The sequence below is a fragment of the Nonomuraea sp. B208 genome (genome assembly GCF_057536035.1).
The window spans coordinates 1-17,369 of record NZ_BAAJOU010000016.1 but is presented as its reverse complement, the minus strand read 5'-3'; the positions used below and the strand labels follow the sequence as shown (position 1 = coordinate 17,369).

The following is a 17,369-nucleotide window of genomic DNA, read 5'->3' as shown; positions in this document are numbered from 1 at the left end:
ATGCGCGCACAATGCTGTGTCGTCGGCGGCGGCCCCGCGGGCATGATGGCCGGGCTGCTGCTGGCCCGTCAGGGCGTCGAGGTGGTCGTCCTGGAGAAACACGCGGACTTCCTGCGCGACTTCCGCGGCGACACCGTCCACCCCTCCACCCTGCAACTGATCGTCGAGCTGGGCTGGATCGAGGAGTTCCTGGACCTCCCGCACGCCAAGATGTCGCAGGTGGCGGTCAACATGGGCGACCGGGACGTCACCTTCGCCGACTTCAGCCGGTTGAACGTGCGCTGCCCCTACATCGCGTTCATGCCGCAGTGGGACGTGCTGGACTTCCTGGCCGGCAAGGCCACGGCCTACCCCTCCTTCCGCCTCCTGCGCCGCGCCCGGGCCACGGAACTGCTCACCGACCGGGGGAGGGTGACCGGCGTCCTGGCCGACACCGCCGAAGGCCCCGTCGAGGTGCGGGCCGACCTGGTGATCGGCGCCGACGGCCGCCACTCCACCGTACGGGCCCGCGCCGGCCTCACCCCCGTCGCCTCCTCGCCTCCCATGGACGTGCTGTGGTTCCGCCTGCCCCGCCGCCCGCAGGACCAGGTGCCCTTCTTCCAGGGCGGCAAGGGGGCACTGATCTCCATCGACCGCGGCGACTTCTGGCAGCTGGCCTACGCGATCCCGGCCGCCGCCTTCGACGAGCTCAGGACCGCCGGGCTGCCGGCGTTCCGTGACCGGGTGGCGCACCTGGCCCCGGCCCTGCGCGACCGCGTGGAGGAGATCCGCGACTGGGAGGCGGTGCACCATCTGAGCGTACGGGTGGACCGGCTGCCCCGCTGGCACCGGCCGGGTCTGCTGTGCATCGGCGACGCCGCCCACGCCATGTCGCCCGCCGGCGGCGTGGGCATCAACCTGGCCGTCCAGGACGCCGTGGCCGCCGCCAACCTGCTGGGCCCGCTCCTCGCCCGGGGCGGCACGCCGCAGGACGCCGACCTGGCCCGGGTGCAGTCACGCAGAGAGCGCGCCGCGAGGATCACCCAGGCCTTCCAGCTCGGCATCCTGCGCGACCTCTATCCCAAGGACCTGGGCGACGACACCACCCGGCACGCGCCTCCGATCTTCACGGCGTTCCGGACGCTGCCGCCGCTGCGCCACCTGATGGGCCGCTTCATCGGCCTGGGCGTCCGCCCGGAGCACATCGCCGCATGACGGTCGGGCGGCCGGTGTGCGATCGCTTGACGTGGTGGCAAGTCTGCAAGTTAATGTGAACATGAAGTCAAGCGAGTGGATGCAGATCGGGGAGCTCGCCGAGCGGTTCGGCCTCGCCCCGCACGTCCTGCGCCACTGGGAGGCCATGGGCCTGCTGACCCCCGCCACCAGGGTCAACGGCCGCCGTCGCTACACCAGCGACCACGTCGTCCGCGTCCTGACGATCGTGCGCGCCAAGGCGGCGGGCATGAGCCTGGAGCAGATCAGGGACGTCCTCACCGTCTCCGGTCAGGCCGAGCGCCAGGCGCTCCTCCAGCGGCACCACGCCGACCTGGAACGCCGCCTCCAGGAGACAGCGGCCTCGAAGGCGCTGATCGAGCACCTCATGCGGTGCACCGCCGACGACTTCACCCAGTGCCCCGACTTCCGGCGGATGGCGGAGAGCGCGGCCGGACCCCTCGCCCTCGGCAAGGACGGCTGCGTGATCCGAGAACGCGGCTAGCGGGCGATCAGCTTGTCGAGGGTGAGCGGCGGCGCCGGCGGCAGCGGCACGGCGTGCTCGGCCCGGAACGACTGCAGCAGGTATGCCACCAGCCGCCGCGACGCCGCCGCGGCCTCCTCCTCGGGCCCGGTGGCGATCGCGCAGTTGGCCTTGAGCAGCAGCATCAGGTCGGCCATCGCGAAGTCGGCGCGCAGCCGACCGGCCGCCTTGGCCCGCCGTACGACCTCGCCGAAGTGCTCCTCGACGCGCGTGCGCTCGCGCTCGTAGTCGACCGCCTCGGGGAAGGCCGTCAGGAACGCCTCGGTGAAGCCCCGGTCGGCGACCTGCATCGCGCACACCTTCTCGATCGCCGCGCAGAACCCGCGCCAGGGGTCGGGGTCGGCCAGCGCCTCCTCCACCAAGGACGCGCACGCGGTCAGCTCGTCGGCGAACACCTCCGTGATCAGCGACTCCCGCGAGGGGAAGCGCCGGTAGAGCGTCGCCATGCCGACCCCGGCCCGCCGCGCGACGGCCGCCATCGGCACGCCGAGCCCGCGCGCGGCGAACGCCTCCCTGGCGGCGTCGAGGATGCGCTGCCGGTTGTCCCGCGCGTCCGCTCGCAACTGAGAGGGATGACCAGGCATGTTTCTCACCTTAACGTAAATGGACAGCACTATCCGCTTAGTTGGCTAGCGTCCCGTTCATGGACACAGCGAGTGAGATGCGCGCGGCCCTCTTCGACCGGTACGGGCCCCCGGACGTGCTCTACGTGGGCGAGCTCCCGAGGCCGGTCCCGGCCCCGGGCGAGGTGCTGGTGCGCGTGCGCGCCATCAGCGTCAACGGCGGCGAGCTGTACGGGCGGGCGGGCCGGCTGCGGGCGGTGACCGGGCTGATGGGCCGCGGCTTCCCGAAGCGCGTCGGCCTCGACCTCGCCGGGGAGGTCGTCGCCGTCACCCCCGGCGTACGCGGGCCCCAGGTGGGCGACCTGGTCTGGGGCGGGCCGGGACGGACGTTCGGCACCGCCGCCGAGTACGTCGCCATCCGCCCCCGCCACCTGTCCCCGGCCCCGGCCGGCCTCGACCCGGCCGAGGCCGCGGCCCTCGTCGTGGGGACCACGGCGATCACCGCCCTGCGCGACAAGGCGCGCCTCCAGCCCGGCGAGCGCCTGCTCGTACGCGGCGGCAGCGGCGGCGTGGGCGTCGTCGCGGTGCAGCTCGGCCGGGCGCTCGGCGCCCACGTCACAGCCCTGGCCGGGGCGCGCAACCTCGACCTCGTACGCGAGCTCGGCGCGCACGAGGCCCACGACTACCGCACCACCGGCCCGGCCGACCTGGCGCCCTTCGACGTCGTCCTGGACACCGTGGGCACCGAGCACCCCGCCTACCGCCGCCTCCTGACGCCGCGCGGCCGGATGGTGGCGATCGCCTTCGACCTCGACCGGACCGCCGCGTCGCTGGCGTACGTCGTCCTCTCCGCCGTGCACGGCCGGCGGCGGGTGCGCGTCTTCAGCGGGACCCAGGACCATCGCCTCCTCGCCGACCTCGCCCGCTACGTCGAGTCCGGCGCGATCCGGCCGGTCGTGGACACCGTGTACCCGCTGGCGGACATCGCGGAGGCGCACCGGGCACTGGAGGCGGGCGGCGTGCGGGGCAAGGTCGTCGTCCGGCTGGACTGAGCCGGAGGGCTCAGCCGGTGACGAGCGCGTTGACGACCAGGGTCTCCTCGCCCGCCGCGCCGTTCACCCGCAGCGACACCTCCCAGGCGCCGCTCATCAGGAACAGCTCGCCCTCGGCGACGAAACGGCCCGGCGCCGTCGCGCGGGCGGACAGCTCCGACGTGGCATGGCCCATGCCGGTCATGACCGCCGAGACCGCCACCGTGTAGGCGTCGCCGGAGGTCACCCCGACCTCGACGGTGATCGGGCCGGTCGTGGGCCTTGCGATGACGACGGTGGCGGCGTAGTGGGCGCCCGCGACCGACGCGCGCAGCGGCTCGGCCGCCGTGCCCCGGCCCACGACGAAGATCACCACGGCGGCCGCGACGAGGGCGGCGGCGATCAGGGCCCGCCGCCTCATCGCGCGTTCTCCTGCGCGCTCACCTCTACCGTGAACGGCACGGTCACGATGCGGTCGGCCAGCGCGTACTGGACCCAGGCCAGGTAGCTTCCCTCGGCCGGGAAGCTGAAGGTGAAGCGCAGCCGCCGGGAGCCCGGCGAGCCCATCTCGTGCACGTGACCGAGGAAGGCGCCGTCGCGGTCGCGGACGATCAGGTGCCCGGCCATGCCCAGCCACGGCCGCACCGGGCCGGTCGCGTCCACCTCGATGGTCGCCGGCCGCCCGGCGACCGGAACAGCGGGCGTCACCACCGGCACCGCCCCGCCCGTCCCCGCGCCACCACTCACGTCGCTGCCAGTGCTGTCGCCCGCGTCGCTGCCCACGTCGCTGCCAGTGCTGTCGCTCTTGCCGGCGTTCGCGTCACTGCCCGTGCCGTCGTCGGCGGCTGACTGCCTGCCTGAGCGGTGCACGTCGAAGCTCGCCGCCAGGAGCTGGCCGCCGGAGTCCTCGCGTTCCAGCTCGGCATGCGCGAGGTAGCGGCCCGGCCGGTCGGCGCGCAGCCGGACCTCCAGCCGCCCGGGACCGGTGCGCAGCGGATGGACGTGGCGGAAGTAGCTCCCGTCCTCACTGGTGACGACCAGATGGGCGAGCGCCTCGTGGTGGGCGGTCAGGTCGTCCACGGGCCGCCCGGTGGAGCCGTCCACCAGATCCACCCGCAACGTGAACTCCTCTCCCGCGACCGGCCGCGCCGGCTCCGTCGCCACCCGTTCCTGCACGTACGGCCGCCCTCCGCCGGCCAGGGCGGTGACCGGCGGCGCGGCCCCGTCGGGCGGCCCCGGCGGCACCATCGGCTCGAACACGATGGCCATCGCCGCCACCGTCACCCCCGCAGCGGCCCCGGCCGCCACCGCCATCGCCGGCCCCGGCCGGGCCAGGGCCCCGGTGAGCAGCCCGCCCACCAGCAGCACCCCGGCCACGAAGAACCCGCCGTAGATCAGGAGCTCCGCCCCCGACCCCCGCTCCACCAGGACCCGGAACGGCACCACGGCGCTCTCGCCGCCCGCGCGCAACGTGAGCACGTGCGGCCCGGTCCGCTCCACCCGCAGCTCCGCGTAACGCGGGTCGGCCGCCGCCACCGCCTCGCCCGTCACCGTCCGCCCGTCCTCGGCCGACCGCACCTCCAGGGCGACCGGCAGGCCGGTGACCGGCTGGTAGGCGATGATCCCGATCCGCAGCGGGCCGGGCACCCGCGTGGTGCCCTTGACCACGACCGTGAGCTCCGTGCCCGCGATCGTCTGCGCGAGGCGCAGGTCCGCCCCGGCCGAGACGTTGTGCGCCGCGGCCGGGGACGCTCCCGTCGACAACAGGGCCGCCAGGAGCGCGGCGAACGCGAGCAGCCGGGCGACCCTCATGCCTTCTCGACGCCGCCGCCCGTGCCGACCGCGCCCCCGCCGCCCGTGCCGGCCTCGGCCCCGGCGGCGGGGGCGGGCACGGTCGCGTTCGGCAGGAACAGCACGCCGAGCACCAGCCCGATCAGCCCGGCCACGATCGGCGCGCCGGTCCACAGCTCCGGCACGGCCGGGATGCCGCCGCCCGCCGCCGAGGCCGCCCCGATGTACAGCGCCCACGTGGCGAAGCCCGACAGCCCCGCGAACGTCCAGTACTCCCGGCGCCGCGCCGCCGACGGCCGCAGCCACCGGATCAGCAGGTCGCCCACCAGGCCCCCGCCCACCACGGCCAGCAGGACCGGCGCGTTCCCGAACTCGGTCTGCGCGCCCGACATCAGGATCGCCACCGCGTACATGAGGGTCATCGCGCCGAAGGGCAGCTCCCAGCGGCGCAGGAGCAGCAGCACCGGGGTCAGCAGGATGACGTTGCTGATGACCATCGCGGTGGCCAGCCGTTCGGCGCCGCCGTCGTCCATGATGGAGAACGCCTCGACGATGCGGGCCGGCCGCCACTGCATGGCGTCACCGTACGACAGGAACAGCGACACCAGCGTGGTCGCGAACGCGAGCCCCACCAGCGCGGGCAGCAGCCGCCCGAGCGACGGGCGCGCGCCCACGTCGGGGGCGTTCCAGGCGGAACGGAGCGGCGTGGTGATGATGAGCAGCATCGTCGTGATCAGCCCCAGGTGCGACGGGCTGAACAGGATGTCCACGGTCGTCTCGATGCCGAGCAGCGTGTGCCACATCATGTCGGCGAAGCCGAACGCGGCGAATGCCGGAATCGCCACGAGTCCCGCCAGATATCCGCGCGGCACGGCGGCGAGGCCCTGCCGGCCCGCGCGTACGTTCCGCCACGCCTGCCACACCATCCAGCCGGACACCGCCGCGAATCCCGAATAGAAAACGGCGTGCCAGGGGGTGAAGAACGTCTCCAGCTCGCCCGCGAGATTGGTGTGCGCCCAGGCGTCGATCATCAGGCCGATGCCGAACCACACGCCCAGCAGCGCCGTGACGAGGTCCGTCCGTGGGCTCACCCAGTCCCGGGGCTCGCCCGTGTCCACGAGCAAGCGTCGTAAGCCGACATTCGCCAATGCCATCACAAAAGCCTCCCTTCGCTTCCTTCGATCCTTCCAGACGCGGCCGAAAGACGAGCGCCCGTATTTCGCTTCGTAAGTGACATGGCGTCATCCCGGAATTGCTTTGCGTGGAAATGACGCGATGTGTTTTCGGCGGATGACGGAACGTCGATTTCCGGACCGTTCCCAGCAATGCGGTGTGACGCATGTCACCCTCCCGATGGTCACGTCCGCGCGTCGCTGATCGTCCAAAGGGTGTCCTCCACACGGGGGCGAGCTGAAGGAGTGATGGGAAATGACGCACACCGAGTTGCGCGCGGTCGCCGAGGGCCGGGTGCTGCTGCCCGGTGACGACGGGTTCGAGCAGGCGTCCCGGCCGTGGAACCTGTCGGTGGAGCAGCGGGTTGCGGCCGTGGTCGAGGCGGCGGGGGCCGCCGACGTGGCCGCGACCGTCGCGTACGCGCGCCGCGAGGGGATCGCCGTGGCCGCCCAGCCGAGCGGCCACGGCGCCTCCGGCGCCGCCGACGGCGTGATCCTGCTGCGCACCGGCGCGCTGGACGAGGTCGGCGTGGATCCGGAGGCGCGCACCGCCCGCGTCGGCGCGGGCGCGAAATGGGGCAAGGTGCTGGCGGCGGCCGGCCCGCACGGCCTCACCGGCCTGGCAGGCAGCAGCCCCGTGGTCAGCGTGACCGGCTACACCCTCGGCGGCGGCCTGAGCTGGTTCGGCCGCCGGCACGGTTTCGCCGCCGACAGCGTGCGCGCCTTCGACGTGGTCACCGCCGACGGCGAGCAGGCCAGGGTCACCGCGGACTCCGACCCCGACCTGTTCTGGGCGCTGCGCGGCGGCGGCGGCGACTTCGCGCTGGTCACGGCCGTCGAGTTCGACCTGTATCCGGCGCCCGCCCTGTACGGCGGCCGCATGATGTGGCAGGGCCACCGCGCCCGCGAGGTGTTCGACGCCTTCCTGGAGCTCACCGCCGAAGCGCCGGACGAGCTGACCGCCTGGTTCGGCCGGGTACGGCTCCCGCAGGCCCCGCCCATGGTCGGGATCGACGTCGCCTTCCTCGGCGACGAGGCCGAGGGCCGGGCGCTGCTGGCCCGCCTCGGCCGGATCGGCGACCTGGCCGTGGACAACCGGGGTCAGGTCGCGGTGGCCGACCTGGGCGACATCGCCGGCGACCCCACCGACCCCTCGCCCGGCCGCGGGCGCACCGAGCTGCTCACCGCCGTGGACGAGGTGACCGCCAAGGTGCTGGCGGAGGAGCCGGTCGAGCCGATGTTCGGGCTGCAGGTGAGGCACCTCGGCGGCGCGCTGGCCGCGGAACGTCCCGGCGCGGGGCCGAGCGGGCCGGTCACGGAGCCGTACCTGGTCTACATGTTCGGGCCGGCGGCCGAGCCCGCGCAGGCGGCGGCCGTCGGCGCCCGGCAGGCCGCGCTCGCCGAGGAGCTGGGCGGGGTGGTCAGCGGGCGCAAGCCGTACACGATGCTGGGCGGCGGCGAGCGGGCCGAGCAGGCCTTCCCCGCGGCGACGCTCGACCGGCTGAGGGAGATCAAGCGCGCCCGCGACCCGCACGGCGTGCTGCGCGCGAACTACCCCGTCCTGGGGTAGCCGGACCGGTCGTTCGACCTCTCAGGACGGAGGGGTCAGACGACCGTCCCCTCGATCTCAGCGCTCGACACCGCGATGACGCCCTCGACCTCCGCCAGCTCCGCGATGAGCGGGCCGATCGCGCCCGAGCCCTGCACGACCAGCCAGATCGAGATGACGTGCGGGTCATGGCCCTCGCGGTGGCGTTCCATGCTCAGCTCCGCGATGACGAACCCCCGCTCCGTGCACAGGGACAGCACCTGCCGCAGCGCCCCCCGGCGGTCCAGGTACGTCACGCGCAGCCGCGCCTGGCTGTAGCGCGAGCGCGCCAGCCGGGCCTCCAGCGGCGGGAAGCCGAACGCCACGAGGAAGTGACCGGCGGTCACCACGACGGCCAGCAGCCACAGGCCGGAGCCGGCGGCCATGCCCACCGCGCAGGTCAGCCAGACCACCGCGGCCGTGGTGAGACCCCGCACCGCGTCACGCCGGACGAAGATCAGGCCGCCGCCGATGAAGCCGATCCCGGACACGATCTGGGCGGCCACCCGCGAGGGGTCCAGCGTGACGTGCTCGTCGAGGACGTCGGAGAAGCCGTGCTTGGACACGATCACGATCAGCGCCGAGGCGAAGCCGACCAGCGTGTGCGTACGCAGCCCGGCGCTCTTCTGCCGGGACTCCCGCTCCAGCCCGATCAGCGCGGACAGCAGCAGGGCCAGGGCCAGCTCACCCAGCTGGATCCAGCCCTGCCCGGCGAACCATTGCGCGGCGCCGGCCGCCCCCATGCCGACCATTCCCATCCGGGCAGGTCTCCCCGCGACCGGCCCCGCTCACACCCCGTCAGGAGGGCGCGGCGCTGCGCAGGAGCAGCAGGGCGCTGTCGTCCGTACGCCGCTCCTCCTCGCCGGCCCCCGCGATGAGGTCGTCCGCCAGGTCGCCCAGCGAGTGGCCGGGGGCGGGCGCGAACCGGGCGGCCAGGGCGGCGATGCCGTCGTTCAGGTCGCCGCCGGGCACCTCCACCAGGCCGTCGGTGTAGAGGGCGAGGGTCGCCCCCGGCGGCACGTTCACGGTCGTGGTGGCGTACTCGGCGTCCGGGTCGATGCCGAGCAGCAGGCCGGAGGCGGGGTCGATGATCTCGGCGGGGCCGCCGGGCAGGCCGAGCACCGGCGGCAGGTGCCCGGCGCTGGCCAGGAGGGCGACGCGGCGGCGCAGGTCGAAGGCGACGTAAAGGCAGCTCGTGAAACGTTCGGGGGTCTGCGCGGTGAGCAGCCGGTTGGTGCGCGCGAGCACCTCTCCCGGGCTCGTGCCGGCGGCGGCGTGGGCGCGGATGGCGGTGCGGGCCTGGCCCATCAGGGCGGCGGCGGTCATGTCGTGGCCCTGGACGTCGCCGATGACCGCCGCGGCCAGGCAGTCGTCGAGCCGGATCAGGTCGTAGAAGTCGCCGCCGATGTCCATGCCCGGCGTCAGCGGGACGTAGCGGGCGGCCACCTCCAGGCCGGGGAACTCGGGCAGGTCCTTCGGCAGCAGGCTCGACTGGAGGGACTGGGCGAGCTGGTGCTTGTGGTCGTACAGCCAGGCCCGCTCGAACGCCTGGGTGACCAGCCCGCCGATCGCGCTCAGCATGGCCCGCTCCTCCGCGCCGAACTCGTGCGGGCGGTCCCACGCGAGCAGGCACATGCCGATCGAGCGGCTTAGCGCCACGAGGGGCAGCATCGTCCAGGCGTTCATGCCGCCGGTGGGCCCCGCCTCGGGATGGGCCGCGCGGAGCTCGTCCTCGCTCCCGTAGAACGCCGGGGCCGCCTCGTCGCCCTGCGCCACGAGGCCGACCGGCCGCCCGTTGAACGACTCCAGGTCCTCCGGGCCGTAGCCGCGCGCGGCCACCACCCGCATCCGGCCGCTGTCCCAGGTGAGGATGGCCATCGCCTGCGCCTCGCAGGCCGGCAGGACCCGGTCGGCCACCAGGGCGACCACGTCCTGCGCGGTGGTCGCCCTGGCGAGGGCGGCGGCGAGCTGCAGGAGGTCGTGCAGACCGGTCACGCCGGTCCGGCCGCCGGCGTCCTCGGCGACGGGCCCGTGGTCGTCGGCGGGCGTGATCCGCAGCGTGACGCCGGGCAGGCTGGGATAGCAGTGGAACGACAGCAGCCGCCCGTCGGGCCTGCGAACGGTGAACGCCGTGGGCCGGTGGCTGATGATCGCCGAGCGATAGCCGTCCTCGTGGACGGGGTCGTCCAGCCAGGGCAGCGCCTTGCAGAAGCGCCTGCCGAGCATCTCCGACGGCCGGCAGGCGAGCAGCTCGGCCGCCGCCGCCGTCACGAGCGTCACCTGGCCGTGCCCGTCCAGATGGCAGTAGCCCTCCGGCAGGCTGCTGAGGCAGCTGATCGCGGTCAGCCCGGCGTACGGGCCGGGTGGGTGCGCCCGGACCGGGTTCAGGACCCGGGGCAGCGGATGCGGGGCGACCGGCTGGCCGCGCGCGTGCGCCTGCTGGAGCAGGTGACCCATCCGCGCGCCGACGTCGTCGATCACGTCGCGCAGGCGGCGGGGGAGCTCGCTCTCGCCGCCGGTCGGCCAGCCCAGGACCAGAGCGCCCCAGGCGGCCCCGTCGGCGCACAACGGGACGGCGGCGAGGCCGAAGTGGTAGGGCAGCGCCAGCGCCGCCGCGGGGAAGGCACGCGCCAGGGCCACCCGGTCGCCGAGCCAGAGCAGCCGCCGCTCGCGTACGGCGAGCGCGACGGGCGCGGGGTCGCTCGTCCGCAGCCGCGCCCACGCCTTGGCCGTGGCGACCGGCACCCCGACCGAGGCCTCCATGTTCAGCAGCCCGTCGCCGGGATCCAGGACGTAGACGGCGCCCAGGTGGGCCCCGACGCTGAACACGGCCTCGATCAGCAGGTCGTCCAGGCGGGACGACGCGATCGCCGCGCCCGGGATCGAACCGCTGTCACCCGGCCGCACCATGGCTGGTCCGGCTGCACGTCATAGGGCCAGCCTACGGGCGGCCGGGTATCCGGCTCGTCAAGACCGCCCCAGGCCCGCTCAGGGCCCGCCCGCGGGCGTCACCTGCGGGGAGCGGCGGTGCTCTCGCGGACGACCAGCTCGGTGGCGAGCTCGATCCGGCTCTGCGGCAGCGGCTCGCCGTGCGCGAGCGCCAGCAGCATGGTGGTGGCCGCCGCGGCCATGGCCGTGAGCGGCTGGCGGATCGTGGTGAGCGGCGGAAGGGTCCAGCGCACGGACGGCAGGTCGTCGAAGCCGACCACGCTCAGGTCGTCGGGGATGCGCAGGCCGAGCCGGTGGGCCGCGTGGTAGACGCCGATCGCCTGGCCGTCGTTCGTGGCGAAGATGGCCGTCGGCGGATCGGGCAGCCGCAGCAGCCGCTGCGCCGCCGCCAGCCCGCCCTCGATGAGGAAGCTGCCGCAGGCGACGAGGTCGGGGTCGGCGGGCACGCCCGCCATGTCCAGGGCCGTGCGGTAGCCGTCCAGCCGGGCCCGGCCGGGCAGCGCGTAGCCGGGGCCCGTGATGACGCCGATCCTGCGGTGCCCCAGCTCCAGCAGGTGGCGGGTGGCCGCCAGCCCGCCGTTCCAGTTGCCCGCGCTCACCGACGGGATCCCCCTGCCGGGGTCGTCGGCCGGGTCCAGCAGGACGAGGGGGATCTCGCGCCGGGCGAGCCGCTCCCGCTGCGTCTCGTCGAGGCTGGAGAACACCGCGATCACGCCGACCCCGGTCGTGCGGCGGCGTAGCACGCCCTCCAGCCAGTCCTGCTCCGCGGGGTCGGAGCGGTGCAGCTGCGACACCGACACCGTGAGCTGGTGCTCGCGCGCCACCTCCTCGACGCCCTTGATGATCTCGACCGGGTAGTCGCCCTCCAGCGCGTGGAAGACCACCTCGACCACGGCCGCCGGCGCGGGCCGCCGGCGCTGCCTGCGGTAGCCGTGCCGCCTGATCAGGGCCTCGACGGCGGCCCGCGTCTCCGGCGAGACCTCGGCGCGGCCGTTGACGACCTTGGAGACCGTGGCGGTCGAGACCCCCGCCAGCTCGGCGAGCTGCGCGAGGGTGAGGGGGGTCGACTCTGCGGTCATGACCGCAGTTTAGCCACGAGGGCGCGGCGGGCGGCCGTGGTCGGTGTCCGGTTCGCCGGGTAGTGCGCGGCGCGGCGGAACCGCGCCGCCCGGCGGTCACCGCCGGATCAGGGGTTCTTCCCCATCGCCTGGCGGATGACGTCGCGGACCCGGTCCATCATGGCGGCCGGAGTGCCCATGAGGATGTTCTTCTTCGCCGACTCCACGCCGGGGTGCGGGTGCGTGGGGGCCATGGCCTCGGCCGCCTTCACGCCGGCGGCCATGACGCGCCGCTCGGCCTTGGTGGTGTGGGCGTACAGCTTGGTGAACTCGTAGCGCTCCTCGGCGCGCGCGTGCGCCTCGACGGCGGCGCGCAGCATGAGCAGGTTCTTCATGAAATCGGGCGCGTCCGCCCCTGCCCGGTCCATGCGCTGCAGCAGCTCCTTGGCCTCGTGCTCCTCGGCCAGGCGGTCGTCCACGATGCCGTCGCCGCCCTCGAACGCGTGCCGCGCGCGCGGGTGGACGATCTCCTCCTCGGCCGTCTCGTGCACGGCCAGCAGCCGCACGAGACGGGTGAACGCCTCCGCCCGCCGGTCCGCGGACGCCTGCTCGACCTCGTCGAACAGGTTCCTGATCATGCCGTGCTGCGCCTGCAGCAACTCGATGACGTCCGCCTCGGCCATCTTCTCCGGCGCGGTCTGCTGTGCTGTCATGATCGTCCTCTCTCGGTCACGCTGCGTGCCTACCCCTGCACCCGGCCGCCACGCGGGGCATTACCAACTCGCGGTGAATGGGGACCTGTCCCCGGGGTAGCCCGCAGCGCATGAGCACTCCTGAAGAGAACCAGGCCAAGACCGGGACCGAGCCGCTGCTGGACGCCGCTCAGGAGGACGAGAAGAGCCTCCGCGAGCCCGGCGAGGAGCCGCGGCACGCGGGCCAGGCCGCGATGGAGGAAGCCCAGGAGGAAGAGGACGCCGAGGGCGGGGAGAGCACGGACTGACCGCGGCGGCAGAAGGTCGGGCCGGGGGCGTTACCGGCGTGCTCTGGCGGGCAACCGCTCTGCATGCTGCGCAACGTGATGAAAGGCGCTCTGGGCGGGACGGCCGCCACCGCCACGATGAGTCTGGTCATGCTCGCCGGGAGCCGCATGGGGCTCATGCCGGACCAGCCGCCCAAACGCATCGTCCGGGCGATGCTGCCGGGCCACCGGCACCGGGTCAAGCCGGGGGAGGGGGTCGCGGGGGCGCTCGCCCACTTCGGTTTCGGCATCACCGCCGGCTCCCTGTACGGGCTGCTGACCCGGGGACGGCACACTCCCGCGCCGCTCGGCGCCGGCTACGCGCTGGCGATCTGGTTCTCCAGCTACCAGGGCTGGATCCCGCGGCTCGGCATCCTGCCGCCGGCCGGCAGGGACCGCCCCGGCCGCCGGGCGGTCATGATCGCGGGACACCTGGTGTACGGCACCACGCTGGCTCTCGCGCTCAACCGGCTCAACGCCCGCGCCGGCGACGCGGAGCCGTCCTGACCGGCGCCGTCAGCCCAGGGACTGGACGCGGTAGACCGCGTGCCCCGAGGCGCTGTTCGGGTCCTCGACGGCGGTGACCAGGCCGAGCGGGCCCATGAGCTCGTCCAGGGCGCGCGAGGCGCGTTCCCGGTCGAGCTCCGCCCGCCGGGCGATCTGCTCCAGGTCGCCCGGCCCGGTGGGGCCGCTCTCCAGATAGGAGACGGCCTGGAAGACGGCCGCCTGGTCGCCGTTCAGATCGGCGATGCCGTGATCGAGCTCGCTCATGGCTCTTCCCTTCCGCGTGCCGGCGCCGACGCCTGCGCACCTGCCCGGCGGCGGAGGGCCGAACCCTCTCAGCGGCGGTCGTGGTCGTCACGGGTGCCTCGATGCCTTCGCACAGGCTGACGTGGGGAGCGACCGCCCTCCAGCGGGCAGGGCATCGGGTCAAAAGAACCTCAAGTCCGCTTGCGGGGCGCCGGGCGGGGCAGCGGAGCCCGTGGCGTGACGGGGTCCGTGATCCCGGCGCGCGGCCTTCCGGAGGAGAGGATCCCGCGAATGACCACTGTGACGGCCGACGCCTCCGGGCGCTTCGAGATCGACGGCGTCCTCGGCGTCAATCGCCTCGGCTACGGCACGATGCAGCTCACCGGCCGCGGCGTGTGGGGGCCGCCGGACGACGAGGACAACGCCGTACGGGTCCTGCGCCGGGCGGCGGAGCTCGGCGTGACCCTCTTCGACACCGCCGACTCCTACGGCCCGCTGGTCGCCGAGCCGCTGCTGCGCCGCGCCCTCGCCCCGTACGACGAGGACATCGTCATCGCCACCAAGGCCGGGCTCACCCGGCAGGGCCCGGACCAGTGGACGCCGGTCGGCAGGCCGGCCTACCTGCGCCAGCAGTGCGAGATGAGCCTGCGCGTCCTCGGCGTCGAGCGGATCGCGCTGTTCCAGCTGCACCGCGTCGACCCCGACGTGCCGCTCGAGGACCAGGTCGGCGAGCTGAAAGCGCTCAAGGACGAAGGGAAGATCGCGCACATCGGCCTGTCGGAGGTCAGCGTCCAGCAGATCGAGCAGGCTCAAGGCGTCGCCCCGATCGCCTCGGTCCAGAACCTGTACAACCTGGCCAACCGCTCCGCCGAGGACGTGCTCGACCACTGCGAACGCCACCAGATCGCCTTCATCCCCTGGTTCCCGCTGGCCACGGGCAGCCTGGCGAAGGCGGGCGGGCCGCTCGCGGACCTCGCCGCCCGGCTGTCGGCGACGCCGTCGCAGCTCGCGCTCGCATGGCTGCTCCGCCGCTCGCCCGTCATGCTGCCCATCCCCGGCACGTCGTCCGTCGAGCACCTGGAGCAGAACGTCGCCGCCGCGGGCCTCCAGCTCAGCGAGGACGACGTCGCCGAGCTGACCTCGGTCGTCGCGTAGCCCCCCGATCAGGGGACGCGCAGCGCCAGCATGGCCACGTCGTCGTCGTTGTCCTTCGGCCGCACGCCCTCCAGCAGCAGGTCGCAGAGGGCGTCCAGCGGCTGGCGGGCCAGGTCGGCGGCCCGCCCGCGCAGCCGACCGAAGCCCTCGTCGAGGCTGTGCGTACGGGACTCGACGAGCCCGTCGGTGTAGAACAGCAGGGCCGAGCCCGGCGGCAGCTCGATCTCGGCGTCGGCGCGCGCGGGCCGCAGCCCGGTGCCGAGCAGCGGACCGTGCCCCGCCTCCAGCAGACGGGTCCGCCCGTCGCCCTCGACGAGGAGCGGCGGGGGATGGCCGGCGTTGGCCCAGCGCACCAGCCAGCGCCCGTCGTCGGTGTGCTCCAGCTGGGCGAGGATGACCGTGGCCATCGTGACCTGAGCCATCCGCATCACCGCCCGGTCCAGCCGGTCCAGGATCGTGCTGGGCAGCTCCCGCTGGGCTCCGGCGTAGGCGCGCAGCATGTTGCAGATCTGCGCCATGCCGGCGGCCGCGTCGAGGTCGTGGCCGATCACGTCGCCGATCACCAGCGCGGTGCCGCCGCCCGGCAGGTGGAAGGCGTCGTACCAGTCGCCGCCGACCTGCGAGGCGTGGGGCGCGGGCACGTAGCGGGCGGTCATCTGCACGCCCGGCACGACCGGCAGCTGCGGCAGCAGGTGGCGCTGCATGGTCTCGGCCACCCGGCGCTGCCGCTCGTACAGGCGGGCGTTGTCCAGGGCCAGCCCGGCGCGGCGGGCGATGTCCTCCACCAGCAGCAGATCGGCCGTGGTGAACGCGCCCGGCTGGTCGGCCCGCCCGAGGGTCAGCGCCCCCACCACCTCGCGCACCCCGCGGATGGGCGCGATGCACGCCGAGTGCATGCCGGTGGCACCGAACAGCTTGCGCTGCGCCACCGCGATGCGGGAGTCGGGCGTCCCTTGGTAGGTCTCGGGGCCGACCAGCGTCGCGGTGACGCCGCGCAGCGCCCGCGACAGCGGCATCGGCGACTCCTCCGGCACCGGCGGCATCGGCCCCTGGAGGTCCTCCCGGTGGATCACGACGCCGTTCTCGTGATGCGCCACCACGGCACGCGACACGCCGTGGTCCTCGGTGAGCAGGTCGACCACCGCCCAGTCGGCCAGCAGCGGCACCGTGAGCCGGACGAGCTGGCGCAGCGTCTCCTCCACCTCCAGGCTGGCGGTGAGGGTCGTGGTCGTCTCCGCGAGCAGGGCCAGCCGGTCGAGCTCCGACATCGAGGCCGGCGCGCCCTCCGGCCCCGGCGGGGCGGGGACGGCCGTCTCGGTCCGGTAGAAGATGACCAGCGAGCCGGTGCGTCCCGCGCCGACGTCGCACGGCGTGAGCAGCCAGGACACCGGCAGCAGCGTGCCGTCCCCGCGCTCGAACCACTCCAGCTCCCCCTGGCCGCTGCCCCCGGCGAGAAGGGGCTGCCGCATCGTGCACCGGCTGCGGGGCAGGCTCTCGCCGTGCCGGCCGCGATGCAGCAGGTCGTGGGCGTCCCTGCCGAGCAGCTCGTCGGCCGTACGCCCGAGCAGGCGCTGCGCCTGGGCGCTGACCTCGATGATCCGGCCGCGATCGTCCACCAGGTAGGTGCCGGCCTGGCGAAGCTCACGCAGCTCGTGAGGCCACCTGTCCGCTGCTGTCCGGCACAGCCGCTCGTCGCCGTCGGGCGCTTCCATGGGAGCACTCCCTTTCCTTCGCGGCCTCCGGTCCGAGGGCTTGCCTATCACCCCCGGCCGTCTGACGCACACTCCCGCAGTGATCGCCGGGTCCGGAAGGGACGATCGAGCACGGATCAGTACGCTCGTACACATGATGCCTGAGGGAAATCGGTCCCACGCCCCCACGGACGACCCGTGGACGCGTCCCCGACCCTGAAGAAGCCCGAGCGGACCCGCCGCTCACCCTGCTGATTCCGGGTGCTGAATCCGGGTGCTGAATCTGTGCTGGTTCCCGCGCCGGACCGTCGCCCGCCCGCCCGCCCCCGTCACCGTGATCGGAGAGCCGATGCCCGCTGCCGCCCCTCCCTCCGCGCCCAGTCGCCAGGCGCGCCAGGCCCGTGCCGCCGTCGCGGCGCTGTTCCTCACCAACGGCGCCGTGTTCTTCAACGTCGTCCCGCGCTACCCGCAGATCAAGTCCGACCTCGGCGTGAGCAACGCGGTCTTCGGCGGCGCGGTGGCCGGCTTCCCGATCGGCGCGCTGCTGGCCGGGCTGCTCGCCGGGGTGTTCGTGCGCAGGTTCGGCTCGGCCCGTGTGGCGGTGTTCGGGACCGTCGTCACCACGCTCGCGATCCTGGCGATCCCGTTCGCGCCGAACTGGATCGTCTTCGGCGGCGTGCTGTTCGTCGTGGGCGCGCTCGACGCGGTCGTGGACGTCGCGCAGAACGCGCACGGCCTGCGGGTGCAGCGGCTCTACCAGCGTTCCATACTCAACTCGCTGCACGGGGTGTGGAGCATCGGCGCGGTGCTCGGCGGCCTGATGGGCGCGGCCGCCGCCGGGCTCCGCCTGCCGCTGGCGGTGCATCTC

18 protein-coding genes are annotated in these 17,369 nt (G+C 74.0%); 8 read left to right on the top strand and 10 right to left on the bottom strand.

Features of this window, described 5'->3' with window-relative positions; genetic code table 11:
- Together AC27IY_RS12750 and AC27IY_RS12745 are read left to right on the top strand one after the other, a co-directional pair.
- Window positions 1-1,194, top strand: coding sequence for an FAD-dependent oxidoreductase (locus AC27IY_RS12750; protein WP_487178089.1), 1,194 nt, complete (start codon window positions 1-3; stop codon window positions 1,192-1,194).
- A 61-nt stretch (window positions 1,195-1,255) separates the two neighbouring features.
- Entirely contained in the window at window positions 1,256-1,696 is a 441-nt protein-coding gene (locus AC27IY_RS12745) for a MerR family transcriptional regulator (RefSeq protein WP_487178088.1), read from the top strand.
- On the opposite strand, the gene AC27IY_RS12740 is transcribed toward AC27IY_RS12745, so the two are convergent.
- A complete protein-coding gene (locus tag AC27IY_RS12740; protein ID WP_423448167.1) occupies window positions 1,693-2,319 on the bottom strand; it encodes a TetR/AcrR family transcriptional regulator in 627 nt (208 codons plus the stop codon). The two genes, AC27IY_RS12745 and AC27IY_RS12740, sit on opposite strands and share 4 nt — an antisense overlap.
- A gap of 77 nt (window positions 2,320-2,396) precedes the next feature.
- On the opposite strand from AC27IY_RS12740, the gene AC27IY_RS12735 reads away from it, so the two are divergent.
- Window positions 2,397-3,350, top strand: a complete 954-nt coding sequence (locus AC27IY_RS12735; RefSeq protein ID WP_487178125.1) for an NAD(P)-dependent alcohol dehydrogenase — start codon at window positions 2,397-2,399, stop codon at window positions 3,348-3,350.
- Between the two features lie 10 nt (window positions 3,351-3,360).
- On the opposite strand, the gene AC27IY_RS12730 is transcribed toward AC27IY_RS12735, so the two are convergent.
- From AC27IY_RS12730 to AC27IY_RS12720, 3 genes are read right to left on the bottom strand one after another with little or no spacing between them, the layout of a single operon-like run.
- On the bottom strand, window positions 3,361-3,750 hold the full coding sequence (locus tag AC27IY_RS12730; RefSeq protein WP_364462467.1) for a hypothetical protein: 390 nt from the start codon (window positions 3,748-3,750) through the stop codon (window positions 3,361-3,363).
- The gene (locus AC27IY_RS12725) at window positions 3,747-5,141 is read right to left on the bottom strand and encodes a hypothetical protein (protein ID WP_487178087.1); all 1,395 of its coding nucleotides are present in this window, start codon (window positions 5,139-5,141) and stop codon (window positions 3,747-3,749) included. Before AC27IY_RS12725 ends, AC27IY_RS12730 begins: the two co-directional genes overlap by 4 nt.
- Window positions 5,138-6,238: a hypothetical protein gene (locus AC27IY_RS12720; protein WP_487178086.1), complete on the bottom strand. Its 1,101-nt coding sequence runs from the start codon at window positions 6,236-6,238 to the stop codon at window positions 5,138-5,140. Before AC27IY_RS12720 ends, AC27IY_RS12725 begins: the two co-directional genes overlap by 4 nt.
- A 310-nt stretch (window positions 6,239-6,548) precedes the next feature.
- On the opposite strand from AC27IY_RS12720, the gene AC27IY_RS12715 reads away from it, so the two are divergent.
- Window positions 6,549-7,862, top strand: coding sequence for an FAD-binding oxidoreductase (locus tag AC27IY_RS12715; RefSeq protein ID WP_487178085.1), 1,314 nt, complete (start codon window positions 6,549-6,551; stop codon window positions 7,860-7,862).
- Window positions 7,863-7,897: 35 nt separating this feature from the next.
- Here AC27IY_RS12715 and AC27IY_RS12710 read toward each other — a convergent pair whose 3' ends face one another.
- From AC27IY_RS12710 to AC27IY_RS12695, 4 genes are all read right to left on the bottom strand, one after another.
- The gene (locus tag AC27IY_RS12710) at window positions 7,898-8,638 is read right to left on the bottom strand and encodes an MgtC/SapB family protein (protein ID WP_423470859.1); all 741 of its coding nucleotides are present in this window, start codon (window positions 8,636-8,638) and stop codon (window positions 7,898-7,900) included.
- 40 nt (window positions 8,639-8,678) lie between these two features.
- A complete protein-coding gene (locus AC27IY_RS12705) occupies window positions 8,679-10,790 on the bottom strand; it encodes a PP2C family protein-serine/threonine phosphatase (protein WP_487178084.1) in 2,112 nt (703 codons plus the stop codon).
- Window positions 10,791-10,888: 98 nt separating this feature from the next.
- Window positions 10,889-11,908, bottom strand: coding sequence for a LacI family DNA-binding transcriptional regulator (locus AC27IY_RS12700; RefSeq protein WP_344216389.1), 1,020 nt, complete (start codon window positions 11,906-11,908; stop codon window positions 10,889-10,891).
- Window positions 11,909-12,015: 107 nt separating this feature from the next.
- A complete protein-coding gene (locus AC27IY_RS12695) occupies window positions 12,016-12,600 on the bottom strand; it encodes a hemerythrin domain-containing protein (protein WP_344216387.1) in 585 nt (194 codons plus the stop codon).
- A gap of 110 nt (window positions 12,601-12,710) precedes the next feature.
- Between AC27IY_RS12695 and AC27IY_RS12690 the strand changes: the two genes are divergently transcribed.
- Both AC27IY_RS12690 and AC27IY_RS12685 read left to right on the top strand, forming a co-directional pair.
- Complete coding sequence (locus AC27IY_RS12690) at window positions 12,711-12,887, top strand: hypothetical protein (protein WP_487178083.1); 177 nt, start codon at window positions 12,711-12,713, stop codon at window positions 12,885-12,887.
- A gap of 78 nt (window positions 12,888-12,965) precedes the next feature.
- Complete coding sequence (locus AC27IY_RS12685) at window positions 12,966-13,412, top strand: DUF6789 family protein (protein ID WP_487178124.1); 447 nt, start codon at window positions 12,966-12,968, stop codon at window positions 13,410-13,412.
- 9 nt (window positions 13,413-13,421) lie between these two features.
- Here AC27IY_RS12685 and AC27IY_RS12680 read toward each other — a convergent pair whose 3' ends face one another.
- Complete coding sequence (locus AC27IY_RS12680; RefSeq protein WP_487178082.1) at window positions 13,422-13,676, bottom strand: hypothetical protein; 255 nt, start codon at window positions 13,674-13,676, stop codon at window positions 13,422-13,424.
- A 270-nt stretch (window positions 13,677-13,946) separates the two neighbouring features.
- On the opposite strand from AC27IY_RS12680, the gene AC27IY_RS12675 reads away from it, so the two are divergent.
- On the top strand, window positions 13,947-14,810 hold the full coding sequence (locus tag AC27IY_RS12675; protein WP_487178081.1) for an aldo/keto reductase: 864 nt from the start codon (window positions 13,947-13,949) through the stop codon (window positions 14,808-14,810).
- A gap of 8 nt (window positions 14,811-14,818) precedes the next feature.
- Here AC27IY_RS12675 and AC27IY_RS12670 read toward each other — a convergent pair whose 3' ends face one another.
- Complete coding sequence (locus AC27IY_RS12670; protein ID WP_487178080.1) at window positions 14,819-16,522, bottom strand: SpoIIE family protein phosphatase; 1,704 nt, start codon at window positions 16,520-16,522, stop codon at window positions 14,819-14,821.
- Window positions 16,523-16,775: 253 nt separating this feature from the next.
- Between AC27IY_RS12670 and AC27IY_RS12665 the strand changes: the two genes are divergently transcribed.
- Window positions 16,776-17,369 (top strand): MFS transporter (locus AC27IY_RS12665; RefSeq protein WP_487178079.1); only part of this gene is annotated, 594 nt, incomplete at its 3' end.